Here is a 13,169-nt window from a genome sequence, read left to right as displayed (position 1 = left end):
GTGAAGTGTTTTTAAGCGCCCGCTTAAATCAGGCGAGACGGCCAAACGCCGCGCCGCCGGCGTAACGCGCCGACTGGCCCAGCTCTTCCTCGATGCGGATGAGCTGGTTGTACTTGGCGAGCCGGTCCGACCGCGCAAGGCTACCGGTCTTGATCTGGCCGCAGTTGGTGGCGACCGCGAGGTCGGCAATCGTCGCGTCCTCGGTCTCCCCCGAACGGTGCGACATGACCGCGGTATAGCCATTGCGCTGCGCGATGCTCACAGCTTCCAGCGTCTCGGTCAGCGTGCCGATCTGGTTGACTTTCACCAGCAGCGAATTGGCGAGGCCCTTGGCGATGCCCATCGTCAGGCGCTTGGGGTTGGTAACGAAGAGATCGTCGCCCACCAGCTGCACTTTCTTGCCGATCTTGCTCGTCAGCGCGGCCCAGCCTTCGAAATCGTCCTCGCTCATGCCGTCCTCGATCGAGCGGATCGGGTAGGCATCGGTAAGCGCGGCGAGGTAATCTGCCATCGCCTCCGGCGAGAGCGAGAGCCCCTCGCCGCTGATCTCGTACTTGCCGTTCTTGAAGAACTCGGTCGCCGCGCAATCGAGCGCAAGCACGATATCGGTGCCCGGCTTGAACCCGGCCTGCTCGATCGAGGCCATCACGAAATCGAGCGCATCGCGCGTGCTGGCGATGTTCGGCGCAAAGCCGCCCTCGTCACCCACGCCGGTGGCAAGACCCTTCTGGTGCAGCGCCTTCTTCAGCGTGTGGAACACTTCTGCGCCCCAGCGCACGGCTTCGGCCAGCGTCGGCGCGCCGACCGGCATGATCATGAATTCCTGGAAGTCGATCGGGTTGTCGGCATGCTCGCCGCCATTGATGATGTTCATCATCGGCACCGGCAGCAGGTGCGCCGAAACCCCGCCGACGTAGCTGTAGAGCGGCAGGCCGCGCGCATCCGCCGCAGCCTTGGCCACTGCCAGGCTGGTGCCGAGGATCGCATTCGCGCCGAGGCGGCCCTTGTTCTCTGTGCCGTCGAGCGCGATCATCGCCTGATCGATATCGCGCTGGTCTTCGGCGTCCATGTCCACCAGCGCCCCGGCAATCTCGCCGTTCACCGCGCCGACGGCCTGCAGCACGCCCTTGCCGAGGAACCGCCCCTTGTCGCCGTCACGCAGCTCCACCGCCTCGTGCGCGCCGGTCGAAGCACCCGATGGCACCGCAGCGCGGCCGAACGAGCCGTCCTCAAGCAGCACATCGACTTCGACCGTCGGGTTACCCCGGCTGTCGAGGATCTCGCGGGCGTGAATGTCGATGATCGCGGTCATGGGCGCTTCCTCGTGTGGTAAGATGTTCTGCGCGCCCCTATCTGCGCTTGGCCGGAGTGACAAGGTCAAGCTTGGAACCGTCACGCCGTTGCGCAGTTATGGAAGGCGAGCGGCAATTCCGACCGGGCAGCCGCGCCCACCAGTCTCTGGCACACGCTAAATCCGGGTGCGCGCGCCTTTCGCACTTGCGGCAATTGGTCTAGGACTGTTCACCAATCCAGAATCGCCACCGCGAAAGGACCCGCACGATGACCGATACCCCCGAGAACGCGGCTCCCGAAGCCGCCGCCAAGCCTGCCAAGAGCCGCAAGAAGGCCGCGCTCAAGGTGGTCGAAACCGCCATCGAAACTGTCGCCGATGCCGTGCCTGAAGCCGTGCCCGCCGAAATCGCGCAGATCGAGGAAGCCGCAAGCGAAACAGCCACGGCCGTCACCACCCGCTTCGGCAAGGCGATCGAGGATGCCAAGGCCGGCGCCGCGAACCTGACCGGCGAAGCGCGCGAGCGCACCGCCGCGATCACCGAAACGGTCGCCGCCACCGCCAGCGAGTATACCGAGAAGGCTGGCGAATATGCCGAGCAGGCCAAGGTCGTTGCGCTCGATCTAGCGCGTCAGGGCAAGGGCAAGGCCACAGCCGCGCTCTCCACGCTTGGCGAAACGATCGAAAGCAATGCCGGCGTGATCGACGAGAAGCTGGGTGTCCAATACGGCGACTATGCCCGCGGCGCTGCGCATACCTTGCAGTCGACCGCCGCCACGCTCGAGGCCAAGGACATTCCCGAGATCGGCGAAGAGATCGTGACCTTCGTGAAGAAGAGCCCGGTCAAGGCGATCGGCATTGCAGCAGTCGCCGGCTTCGTGCTCTCGCGCTTTCTGCGCCGCAAGCCCGCGCCGGCGGACAGCGCCGAAACCACGGAAGCCTGATCCACCGGCGTGACCGAAGACGAGACCAGGACCGACGAGCCGGCGGCAGACGAAAGCCTGCTCGACGAAGCGCGCGCCCTGCTGGAAGACGGCCAGAAGCTGCTTTCGGCCGAGATCGCCTTCCAGAAGGCGCGCGTTGGTTTCGTCCTGGGCCGGGCGAAGGGCATTCTCGTGCTCGCCGGGTTGGCACTTGCGCTGTTGTTCTTCGCGCTGATGGCGATGGTCGTGGGCCTTCTGCTCGCGCTGAGCCCGCTGATCGGCCCATGGGGCGCGCTCGCTGTGGTGTTCGTCGGCCTGCTGGTGCTGACCGGCCTTAGCGTGCTCGGCGTTGTCCGCCGCGTCGGCGCGATTACCCGCGTGCTCAAGCGCGGGAGTGACCCGTCATGAGCGAGGAGACCTTGCGGGAAGCGCGCGCGGAGCGTGATGCCGCCTTGGCGCGTTTCAACGGCCGGAAGGACGCGCTGCGCACCGGCCTTGCGGCAAAGTCGATCCCCTCCCACATCAAGGACGCGGCGATGGACCGGGTGATCGACACCGTCGATGAGGCCAAGGCGGTCGCGAAGGACAATATCCCGGTGATCGGCGGCACCCTCGCGCTGCTTGCCGCGTGGTTCTTCCGCCGCCCATTGATCCATCTGATCAGGACCCGCATCGCACCCAACGAAGCGGACGAGGACGTGACATGACCGACAGCGAAACCCCCAAGTCCGAGGCAGAAACCGAAGCCGATGCCGGGGGCGCCAAGCCCACCGATCCGCTCGGCAAGGTCAAAGGCTTCGTCGAGGAACATCCGGTTGCCATGGTCGCCGGTGGCATAGTTCTTGGCGCGCTGGTAGCCGGGGCGCTCTCACGCGCAGGGAGCGGCGTCACTGGTGACAAAGCAACCCGCAAGGGCAGCCTCTCGCGCATGTCACTGCCGCGCCGCGCAGCCGATCTTGCCGCAGCGGGCCTCGAACTCGCAGCCGCCTATGTCGCGGGTGCAGTGGGTGAGAAGGCAGCTGCCGCTGGCAGCGAGACCGAGGCCGCAACGCCTGCCAAGCCGGACAAGCCTCGCCTGCCCGATCTTGCCGGCAAGGCCCTGCGCACACTCGCACCAGTGATCGCGCGCCGCCTGCCCGGCAAGAAGGCCGATTAGCAGCGCTTTCCGTAGCGCCCGGGGCTTGCGCGCCCCTCTTCATTTTGCCAGTGGCAGGTCTCGCCTCCTCCCCAAGCAAGCGGACCAACCAACCATGCAGAAACTGCATCTCGTCATGGGCGGCCGGGTCAAGGACCCGCAGCACCTTGAATTTACCGATCTCAGCGCGATCGACCTCGTCGGCGTCTATCCCGACTATGCCAGTGCCGAAGACGCCTGGCGCAGCTGCGCCCAGCGCACCGTGGACGATGCCGAAATGCGCTACGTTGTGGTTCATCTCCACCGGCTGCTCGAGCCAGACCTCCACAAGCCGGCATAACGGAATGAAGAAAGGCCGGGGAACATGCCCCGGCCTTCCTGTTTCAGCTCTGTCCGATGCGCAACTGCCTCAGATGAACTCGATCTTCTCGACGACGTAGAAGCGGTCGCCCGAGGGCACCGTCACTTCGATCTCGTCCTCGACACGGCGGCCGATCAGCGCCCGGCCCAGCGGCGAATTGTAGCTGATCCGGCCGCGCTTGGCGTCCGCCTCGGCCTGGCCAACAATCTGGTAGCGCACCGGCTTGTCGGCATCGTCGAGCAGCGTGACAGTCGCGCCGAACACAATGCGGTCGCCGGAAAGCGTGGTCGGGTCAATGATCTGCGCGCGGCTCAGCTTGTCTTCCAGATCGCTGATCGAAGCCTCGACCTGGCCCTGGCGCTCTTTGGCGGCGTGATACTCGGCATTCTCGGAAAGATCGCCGTGCGCGCGGGCTTCCTCGATCGCATCGACGATCAGGGGACGCTCTTCGCGCAGCGCCTTCAGCTCGGCCATCAGCTTCTCGTAGCCTTCAGCCAGCATCGGCAGCTTTTCAACACTTGCCATCCTTGATCCTTTTACCTTTCAATCCCTTGCCACGCCGGACAAGAGGAAAACCGTTCCACCCCAGCCAGCACCAAGCCGAACCGGGCCCCAATCGCCGCAATGCTGGAGATCATGTGGAGGGTTGATAATAATCCTGCAAGGAGCGTACCGCAAGTTCGGCGCTACGCAGAGCCTCGATTGCCCCCGCCGCCGCGACTGAAGCCGCCGCTGTGGTGAAATACGGGACCTTGCCATAGAGCGCTGAAGCGCGGATCGATTGCGAGTCCTTGTGGCTTTGCCAGCCTTCGGTGGTGTTGAAGATCAGCGCGATCTCGCCGTCAATGATCCGGTCGACGATGTGCGGCCGCCCCTCCGCCACCTTGTTGACCCGCTCGACTTTCACGCCCGCCGCAGTGAGGAACGTCGCCGTCCCGCCCGTCGCCACGATGCGGAAGCCAAGGGCATCAAGCTTCTGCACCGCCGGCAGGATCACAGGCTTGTCGCTGTCCTTGACCGAGACGAACACCGTGCCGCCCGCCGGCAGCACCATGCCGGCACCCAGCTGCGCCTTGGCGAAGGCCACAGGGAAACCGCTGTCGATGCCCATCACCTCGCCGGTCGATTTCATCTCGGGCGAAAGCACCGGATCGACGCCGGGGAAGCGCGCAAAAGGGAACACCGCTTCCTTGACCGCCATATAGGGCACGTCGCGCTTGATCGGCGGCAGATCCTTGAGCTTCTCGCCCGCCATGATCCGCGCGGCATACTTGGCAATCGGCTGGCCGATCGCCTTGGCCACAAACGGCACCGTGCGGCTCGCGCGCGGGTTCACCTCAATGAGGTAAACGAGGCCGTCCTTCACGGCGAACTGGATGTTCATCAGGCCCTTCACGTTCAGCGCCTTGGCGAGCAGCACCGCCTGCCGCTCCATCTCGGCGATGATCTCGGCCGGAAGGCTGTAGGGCGGCAGGGTGCAGGCGCTGTCGCCCGAATGGATGCCCGCTTCCTCGATATGCTGCATTACGCCAGCGACGACGACATCTTCGCCATCGGCCAGAGCATCGACGTCGCACTCGATCGCATCGCGCAAGTACTGGTCGATCAGCACCGGGCTCTCGCCCGAAACCTTCACCGCGGTCGCGATGTAGTCATCGAGCTGCGCCTGGCTGTCGACGATCTCCATCGCGCGCCCGCCCAGCACATAGCTCGGCCGGATCAGCACCGGATAGCCGATGCGTGCCGCCACCGCGACCGCCTCGTCACGGCTGCGCGCGGTGCTGCCCGCCGGCTGAAGCAGCCCCAGCTTCTCGACCAGCCGGTTGAACCGCTCGCGGTCCTCGGCCAGATCGATGGCATCAGGCGAAGTGCCGAGGATCGGGATGCCCGCATCTTCCAGCGCCTGCGCGAGCTTAAGCGGCGTCTGCCCGCCGAACTGCACGATCACGCCCACCAGCGTGCCATTCGCCTTCTCGGCCTCCAGCACTTCGAGCACGTCCTCGGCGGTCAGTGGCTCGAAATAGAGCCGGTCCGAGGTGTCGTAGTCGGTCGAGACGGTCTCGGGGTTGCAGTTGATCATGATCGTTTCGAAGCCCGCACCGGCTTCGCCGCTCGCGGGGTCCGTCTCACCCAGCGCGAAGCAGGCGTGGCAGCAGCAGTAGTCGAACTCGATGCCCTGCCCTATGCGATTGGGCCCGCCGCCGAGGATCACGATCTTCTTCCTGTCGGTCGGCGCCGCCTCGCTTTCCGGCGCTCCGAAAAGGCCGCTTTCATAGGTCGAGTACATGTAGGGCGTCACTGCCTCGAACTCGGCCGCGCAGCTGTCGATCCGCTTGAACACCGGACGCACGCCCAGCTTGTGCCGCAGCGCGCGCACTTCTTCCTCGCTCGTCGCTCCAGCCATCGCGTTCAGCACATCGTGCAGCAGCCCGGAACGGCGTGCGGTAGTCTCGGCCATGCCCCCCGCCACGCCGACCGAACGCACCGCCAGCGTTGCCAGCCGCTTGTCCGAAAAGCCCATGGCCTTGAGCCTCCGCAGCCCAGCTGCATCAATCGGCAGGCCCTCGTCACCAATGCGCTTCTCTTCGGCAATGATCGCCTCGATCTGGCGCAGGAACCACGGCTCGTACTTGGTAACGGCGTGGATCTCGTCGACGCTCAGCCCCTCGCGGAAGGCCTGCCCGATCACCAGCAGCCGCTCCGGCGTCGCCCGGCTCAGCGCCGCGACGATCTGATCGCGCGTCGCGCCTTCCAGTTCGACCACGCGGTTGAACCCGTCGAGGCCGGTTTCAAGCCCGCGCAGTGCCTTCTGCATCGATTCCTGGAAATTGCGCCCAATTGCCATGACTTCGCCGACGGACTTCATGGCCGTTCCCAGGAGCGGCTCAGCACCCTTGAACTTCTCGAAGGCAAAGCGCGGGATCTTGGTGACCACATAATCCAGCGTTGGCTCGAACGCCGCCGGGGTCGCGCCGGTAATGTCGTTCATGATCTCGTCGAGCGTGTAGCCCACGGCGAGCTTGGCCGCGACTTTGGCAATCGGGAAGCCGGTCGCCTTCGATGCCAGCGCGGACGAGCGCGAAACGCGCGGGTTCATCTCGATCACGATCAGGCGCCCGTCCTTCGGGTTGACCGCGAACTGCACGTTGGAACCACCTGTTTCGACGCCGATTTCGCGGAGCACCGCGATCGATGCATTGCGCATGATCTGGTATTCCTTGTCGGTCAGCGTCAGCGCCGGGGCGACAGTGATGGAGTCGCCCGTGTGGACGCCCATCGGATCGACGTTTTCGATCGAGCAGATGATGATGGCGTTGTCGTTCCGGTCGCGGACGACTTCCATCTCGTACTCTTTCCAGCCGAGCAGCGATTCCTCGATCAGCACTTCGGTGGTCGGCGAGGCCTCTAACCCGCCGCGCACGATCTTGACGAATTCGTCCTTGTTGTAGGCGATCCCGCCGCCGGTGCCGCCCATCGTGAAGCTGGGCCTGATGATCGAAGGCAGCCCGGTGCGCTCCAGCACCGCCAGCGCTTCTTCCACCGTATGCGCGATGCCGGAACGCGCGGATTCCAGCCCGATCTTGTCCATCGCATCGCGGAACTTCATGCGATCCTCGGCCTTGTCGATGGCCTCGGCGTCCGCGCCGATCATGATGCAGCCGTACTTCTCCAGCGTCCCGTCGTTCGCCAGCGCCAGCGCGGTGTTGAGCGCGGTCTGCCCGCCCATCGTCGGCAGCACCGCATCGGGGCGCTCCTTCTCGATGATCTTGGCCACGATCGCGGGCGTGATCGGCTCGACATAGGTCGCGTCCGCCATGTCCGGATCGGTCATGATCGTGGCGGGGTTCGAATTGACGAGGACCACGCGGTAGCCCTCCTCCTTCAGCGCCTTGACCGCCTGCGTGCCCGAATAATCGAACTCGCAAGCCTGGCCGATGACGATCGGCCCGGCGCCGATGATCAGGATCGAGGAGATGTCAGTGCGTTTGGGCATGGACCGGCCTTAGTGTACTAAAGCCCTCCCCCGGTCGGGGGAGGGTTGGGTGGGGGTGCGCGACGCATGAGCGATAAACGCCTGACGCCGGTGGCGCGCAAACTGCGCAAGAATCCTACGGAAGCGGAACAGCGGCTGTGGTCGCGGCTGAGAGGCGAGCAACTCGGCGCGCGCTTTACGCGGCAATATCCCATCGGCAATGCCGTGGTCGATTTCGCCTGCCGCACTCTGCGCCTCGCCATCGAACTCGACGGCGGCCAGCATGCGGATAGCGAGGCCGACCTCGCCCGCACGCGCCTGATCGAAGCGCAAGGCTACAGCGTCATCCGCTTCTGGAACAACGATGTGCTCGCAAACACGGATGGCGTCTTGACGGCGATTGCCCACGAACTGGCGCTTGCCCGAAACCGGATAGACCCATTCGAGAGCTGAGCACCCCCACCCAGCCTCCCCCGACCGGGGGAGGAGCGGGTTGCGCGATGCCCCAGTGCCCCACCCAGCACAAAAAGCCCTCCCCCGCTCGGGGGAGGGTTGGGTGGGGGCAACCGAGCTATCAGATTGCCAAGTCACCCCAGCATCCCCACAAACTTCTCGAACAGATAGAAGCTGTCCTGCGGTCCAGGCGACGCCTCAGGGTGATACTGCACCCCGAACGCGCGCTTGCCGACAATCGAAATCCCGCAGTTCGAACCGTCGAACAGCGAGACATGCGTCTCCTCCACGCCCTCGGGCAGCGACGCATTATCCACTGCAAAGCCGTGGTTCATCGAGGTGATCTCGACCACGCCGTCGGCATGGCGCTTCACTGGGTGGTTCGCGCCGCGGTGGCCCTGGTGCATCTTGATGGTCTTCGCGCCCGCCGCGAGGCCGAGCATCTGGTGGCCAAGGCAGATGCCGAAGACCGGAATGTCGCGCTCCAGCAGTCCCTGGATCACCGGCACCGCGTAAGCACCCGTCGCCGCAGGATCGCCCGGCCCGTTGGAGAGGAACACGCCCGCTGGCGAGAGCGCCAGCACCGTTTCCAGCGAAGTCTCCGCCGGCACCACCGTCACCTGCGCCCCGGCCCTGACCAGATTGCGAAAGATATTGTCCTTCGCGCCATAATCGATCGCCACGACGTGCGGCCGCGGATCATGCGGTGAGCGGGCATAGCCCTGCCCCAGCCGCCACACGCCGCCTTCCCACTCGTCCTGCTCCTCGCGGCTCACCACGCGGGCGAGGTCCATGCCTTCAAGGCCGGGCCAGGCCTGTGCCTCGGCGAGCAGCGCCGGAATGTCGAAATCGCCATCGGGATCATGCGCGATCACCGCGTTGGGCGCGCCGCCAAGGCGGATGCGCCGCGTCAGCGCGCGGGTGTCGATGCCGGAAAGGCCGATCTTGCCTCGCGCCGCAAGCCAGGCCTGCAGTGGCTCCACGCTGCGGAAGTTGGCCGGATCGGTCACGTCCTCGCGCACCACAAGGCCGATGGCGCCTGGCACGTCGTGGCTTTCCATGTCTTCGGGATTGGTGCCGACATTGCCGATATGCGGGAACGTGAAGGTCACCACCTGCCCCGCATAGGAGGGGTCCGTCAGCACTTCCTGATAGCCCGTCATCGCGGTGTTGAAGCACACTTCGCCCACCGCCTTGCCCGCCGCACCAAAGCCGCGGCCCCATGCCACACTGCCATCGGAAAGGACTAGAACGCCGGTGGCGCCGGCCGGTTTCGGCGCATGCGTGTGGGCGGGGTCGGCCATGATAGGGGGCGCTCCGTTGGCAAGGGTCTGGCGATGTCGCTAAGGCTCGGTCGCTAGGCCCCTCGCCCCCGTCCGTCAACCTAGCGAAGGCAGAAACTTTCGCCTAAGTCACAGGGTCTCGCGCCTGATGACGGCGCTCCATCCACAGGAATACGTACTCTCATGATCCGCGATACGATCAAGGCCGCCCAGATCAGTGCCATGAAATCCGGCGACAAGCCCCGCCTTGCCGCGGTGCGCCTCATCCTCGCCAAGCTGAAGGACAAGGACATCGAGCTGCGCACGGCCTCCAGCGTGCCCGATGACGACGTGATCGTGGTCGATGTTCTGCAAAAGATGGCCAAGCAGCGCCGCGAATCGATCACGCTTTATCTCGAAGGCGGCCGCCAGGAACTCGCCGATATCGAACAGGCCGAGCTCGCCGTGATCGAGGAGTTCCTCCCCGCCCAGATGAGCGAGGAGGACACCAAGGCCGCGATCGAGGCAATCAAGGCCGAACTCGGCGCGACCTCGATGAAGGACATGGGCAAGGTCGTCGCCGCGCTGAAGGCCCGCCACGGCAGCCAGCTTGACATGGGCAAGGCCAGCGGCCTCGTGAAGGCGGCGCTGGGCTGACATGGCCCTCGCTGCCGCGATCGGTGCCTTGCTAGGACTGGGGGTCTATCTCTTCGGACGCTGGGTTGCCTTCGATCGTGACCGCTCCTTCTACCCGACCGTCCTGATAGTGATCGCCAGCTACTACGTGCTCTTTGCGGTCTTGGCGGGCTCGGCACAGGGCATTGCCATCGAACTAGCCTTCGCTGCGGTCTTTGCCACCGTTGCCCTCGCCAGCCTGAGCTGGGGCGCCTGGCTCGCTGCGCTCGGCATCTTCACCCATGGTCTTTTCGATGCCCTGCGCGGCCAGTTCGGCCTTGATGATGGTGCGCCCATGTGGTGGCCGGCATTCTGCGGCGCGGTCGACGTTGTGCTGGGCCTGCTGCTCCTCGCCCGGGTGCGTCGCAACAACGGATCGCCATCCTAGTGTCCCTGACCCCACAATGGCTTGATGAATTGCGCGCGCGGGTTTCGCTCTCCGCGCTCATCGGGCGCAGCGTGCGTGTCCAGAAGGCGGGCCGCGAATTCAAGGCCTGCTGCCCGTTCCACAACGAGAAGACGCCGAGCTTCACGATCAACGACGAGAAAGGCTTCTACCACTGCTTCGGCTGCGGCGCGCATGGCGATGCCATCCGCTGGATGACCGACCATCAGGGCCTGCCGTTCCTTGATGCCGTGAAGGAACTTGCCGCCAGCGCAGGGATGGAAGTCCCCGCGCCCGATCCCCGCGCGGCGAAGCGCGCCGAGGAGCAGAAGTCGCTGCACGATGTGATGGCGGCTGCGCAGGCCTTCTTCGTGAAGAGCCTCGCCGAGGATCAGGGCGCACAGGCCCGCGCCTATCTCGCCTCGCGCGGCTTTCCGGCAAATATCGTCAAGGAGTTCGGCTTCGGCTACGCACCCGACAGCCGCACCGCGCTGAAGGAAGCCCTCTCGCAGTTCCCGGAGGCCATGCTGATCGAGGCGGGCCTCAGGATCGTCGTCGAAGGCCGCGATCCGTACGACCGGTTCCGCGGTCGCCTCATGCTCCCCATCTGCGATCCGCGCGGGCGCGTGATCGCATTCGGTGGGCGCATCCTCGACAAGACCAAGACGGATGCGCCCAAGTACCTGAACTCCCCCGACACACCGCTCTTCGACAAGGGCCGTACGGTCTACAACCTCCACCGCGCTTCCCCTGCCAGCCGGCAATCAGGCCGCGTCGTCGTGGTCGAAGGCTATATGGACGTCGTCGCGTTGGCCGCTGCCGGGATCGGAGAGGCGGTCGCCCCCTTGGGTACTGCGCTGACCGAGGACCAGATCGAGCGGCTCTGGCGCATGGTGGAAACGCCGGTCCTCTGCTTCGATGGCGACGCCGCCGGCCAGCGTGCCGCCGCGCGCGCCATTGTCCGCGCGCTGCCGCTGCTGCGCCCCGGCCATTCGCTTCGCATCGCCGTCCTCCCCGCCGGGCTCGATCCCGATGACCTCATCAAGCAGCGCGGCGCCCCCGCGATGGAAGACGTGCTCACCGCCGCGCGGCCGATGGTCGAAGTGCTCTGGGATATCGAGCGCCAGGCCGCCCCCTTTGCCACGCCTGAGGACAAGGCCGGCCTCAAGGCCCGCCTCATGGCCCATGTCGAGACGATCGGCGATGGCGACATCAAGGCGCTCTATCGCCGCGATCTGCTCGACCGGTTCGGCGCACTCGCCTACCCCCAGCGCGAACGTCCCGCATTCCAGCCTTCGCAGCGCGGCTCAGCGGCCGGTCGCAAGGGCCCCTGGCAGCCTGCCCCGCCGCCGCTTTCCGCAGCCGTCACCGCGCGGATGCAGGCTGTCGGCGAAGGCCGGCCGCTCCTCGCCGCGGTTCTTTCCGGCCTGATCGCGCAGCCGCAGCAGATCGCGCGCCACGCCGAAACGCTTGCCCGGCTCGAGGTTCCCGACGCCGGGCTCGCCGCGCTGCTCGATGCCCTCATCGATCTCGTCCAAAGCGGCGTCCAAAGTCCCGGGCAACCGCTTGAAAGCAGCGACGTGCTTACCATATTGGCAAAGCGGGGCCTCCGGGCTCCACTGGCGGATGATTACGCCGGAATGCGATTCGGTTTTCTGGACGGCAAGGCACCCGATGCGGCGGAAGAACTCGCCGAAGCGGTCGATCTGCTTACCGGATTGCCGGCCGTCGAAGCCGCGCTGGCAGAAGCCACGCGACGGCATGAGGCGGAGTTTTCCGACGAAACATTCGCCGAACAGCAACGTTTGCTGCAACGAAGGCTGGCGCTGCTGGCCCGGTTGGGGCAAATGGGCCGCACCCGCGCCGGGATATGACAGGGGAGTCATGGTCCGTGCGCGCACAGATGGTACCGGGAATAGATGGCTTCCAACGACACGACTGACACCGGCGACGCTCCGCTGATCGATCTCAACGATGCTTCCATCCGGAAGCTTATCGCCCGCGCGAAGCGGCGCGGGATCATCACCGTGGACGAGCTCAACGAGGCCCTGCCGCAGGACCAGATGTCCGCCGACCAGATCGAGGACATCATGGCCGCGATCTCGGAGATGGGCGTCAACATCGTCGAGAGCGATGAGGACGCCGTCGATCCCGAGGACAAGGGCGCGGATGACGAGGTCGAGGATCAGGATCCGGTCGACGAACGTCCGGACCTCGTCTCCAAGCGCAAGGAAACCATCGAACGCACCGATGATCCGGTGCGCATGTACCTGCGCGAGATGGGCGCGGTCGAGCTGCTAAGCCGCGAAGGCGAAATCGCCATCGCCAAGCGCATCGAGGCGGGCCGCGACACCATGATCCTGGGCCTGTGCGAAAGCCCGATCACCTTCCACGCGATCATCCAGTGGTCCGAGGCGCTCAACGCCGGCGAGATGCAGCTGCGCGAGATCCTTGATCTCGATGCCATGCTCTCGAAGGAGCCGCAGCCCGAAAACCTCTCCGAAGACGGCGAGGAAGGCGACGGCGAAATCAGCGAAGCCACCGCCGGCCCTTCCTTCAAGGAGGAAGAGGACGTCGAGGAGGAAGAGCAGCCCGAGGACGAGGACGACGAGCTCACCGAACGCCGCGCCAAGCGCCCGGCCGAGGAAGAGGAAGAGGACAACACCCTCAGCCTCGCGCAGATGGAAGCGCAGCTCAAGCCCGAGGCTCTG

General features: G+C 65.5%; 14 protein-coding genes. 10 read left to right on the top strand and 4 right to left on the bottom strand.

Going from position 1 to position 13,169, the window contains the following annotated elements; genetic code table 11:
* Positions 1-28: 28 nt before the first annotated feature.
* Complete coding sequence (gene eno / locus Q0082_RS02245) at positions 29-1,312, bottom strand: phosphopyruvate hydratase (protein ID WP_298189399.1); 1,284 nt, start codon at positions 1,310-1,312, stop codon at positions 29-31.
* A gap of 248 nt (positions 1,313-1,560) precedes the next feature.
* Here eno and Q0082_RS02240 point away from each other — a divergent pair, with 248 nt between their 5' ends.
* From Q0082_RS02240 to Q0082_RS02220, 5 genes are all read left to right on the top strand, one after another.
* Positions 1,561-2,235: a hypothetical protein gene (locus tag Q0082_RS02240; protein ID WP_298189396.1), complete on the top strand. Its 675-nt coding sequence runs from the start codon at positions 1,561-1,563 to the stop codon at positions 2,233-2,235.
* A gap of 9 nt (positions 2,236-2,244) precedes the next feature.
* Positions 2,245-2,622, top strand: a complete 378-nt coding sequence (locus tag Q0082_RS02235; RefSeq protein ID WP_298189395.1) for a phage holin family protein — start codon at positions 2,245-2,247, stop codon at positions 2,620-2,622.
* Positions 2,619-2,921: a hypothetical protein gene (locus Q0082_RS02230; RefSeq protein WP_298189393.1), complete on the top strand. Its 303-nt coding sequence runs from the start codon at positions 2,619-2,621 to the stop codon at positions 2,919-2,921. Before Q0082_RS02235 ends, Q0082_RS02230 begins: the two co-directional genes overlap by 4 nt.
* Positions 2,918-3,370 (top strand): hypothetical protein, encoded by a 453-nt coding sequence (locus tag Q0082_RS02225; RefSeq protein WP_298189391.1) that lies wholly within the window; start codon positions 2,918-2,920, stop codon positions 3,368-3,370. The genes Q0082_RS02230 and Q0082_RS02225 overlap by 4 nt, the downstream gene beginning before the upstream one ends.
* 94 nt (positions 3,371-3,464) lie before the next feature.
* Complete coding sequence (locus Q0082_RS02220) at positions 3,465-3,689, top strand: DUF4170 domain-containing protein (protein WP_298189389.1); 225 nt, start codon at positions 3,465-3,467, stop codon at positions 3,687-3,689.
* 69 nt (positions 3,690-3,758) lie between these two features.
* Here the strand turns inward: Q0082_RS02220 and greA are convergent, their stop codons facing one another.
* Entirely contained in the window at positions 3,759-4,235 is a 477-nt protein-coding gene (gene greA / locus Q0082_RS02215; RefSeq protein WP_292944470.1) for a transcription elongation factor GreA, read from the bottom strand.
* A 109-nt stretch (positions 4,236-4,344) separates the two neighbouring features.
* The gene (carB, locus tag Q0082_RS02210) at positions 4,345-7,704 is read right to left on the bottom strand and encodes a carbamoyl-phosphate synthase large subunit (RefSeq protein WP_298189385.1); all 3,360 of its coding nucleotides are present in this window, start codon (positions 7,702-7,704) and stop codon (positions 4,345-4,347) included.
* Positions 7,705-7,770: 66 nt separating this feature from the next.
* Here carB and Q0082_RS02205 point away from each other — a divergent pair, with 66 nt between their 5' ends.
* Entirely contained in the window at positions 7,771-8,136 is a 366-nt protein-coding gene (locus tag Q0082_RS02205) for a DUF559 domain-containing protein (RefSeq protein WP_298189382.1), read from the top strand.
* Positions 8,137-8,270: 134 nt separating this feature from the next.
* On the opposite strand, the gene carA is transcribed toward Q0082_RS02205, so the two are convergent.
* The gene (gene carA, locus Q0082_RS02200; protein ID WP_298189379.1) at positions 8,271-9,440 is read right to left on the bottom strand and encodes a glutamine-hydrolyzing carbamoyl-phosphate synthase small subunit; all 1,170 of its coding nucleotides are present in this window, start codon (positions 9,438-9,440) and stop codon (positions 8,271-8,273) included.
* Between the two features lie 162 nt (positions 9,441-9,602).
* Here carA and Q0082_RS02195 point away from each other — a divergent pair, with 162 nt between their 5' ends.
* The 4 genes from Q0082_RS02195 to Q0082_RS02180 form a co-directional block, all read left to right on the top strand.
* Positions 9,603-10,055 (top strand): GatB/YqeY domain-containing protein, encoded by a 453-nt coding sequence (locus Q0082_RS02195; RefSeq protein WP_298189376.1) that lies wholly within the window; start codon positions 9,603-9,605, stop codon positions 10,053-10,055.
* A 1-nt stretch (position 10,056) separates the two neighbouring features.
* Positions 10,057-10,461, top strand: a complete 405-nt coding sequence (locus Q0082_RS02190; RefSeq protein WP_298189373.1) for a hypothetical protein — start codon at positions 10,057-10,059, stop codon at positions 10,459-10,461.
* The gene (dnaG, locus tag Q0082_RS02185; RefSeq protein ID WP_298189370.1) at positions 10,461-12,332 is read left to right on the top strand and encodes a DNA primase; all 1,872 of its coding nucleotides are present in this window, start codon (positions 10,461-10,463) and stop codon (positions 12,330-12,332) included. Before Q0082_RS02190 ends, dnaG begins: the two co-directional genes overlap by 1 nt.
* 45 nt (positions 12,333-12,377) lie before the next feature.
* The coding region (locus Q0082_RS02180) for an RNA polymerase sigma factor region1.1 domain-containing protein (RefSeq protein WP_298189366.1) at positions 12,378-13,169 on the top strand (792 nt) is incomplete at its 3' end.

The organism is Novosphingobium sp., assembly GCF_027489515.1.
In the GTDB taxonomy this organism is placed as follows: domain Bacteria; phylum Pseudomonadota; class Alphaproteobacteria; order Sphingomonadales; family Sphingomonadaceae; genus Novosphingobium.
Note: the sequence above shows the minus strand (reverse complement) of the source record. Positions and strands in the feature narration are given on the sequence as shown.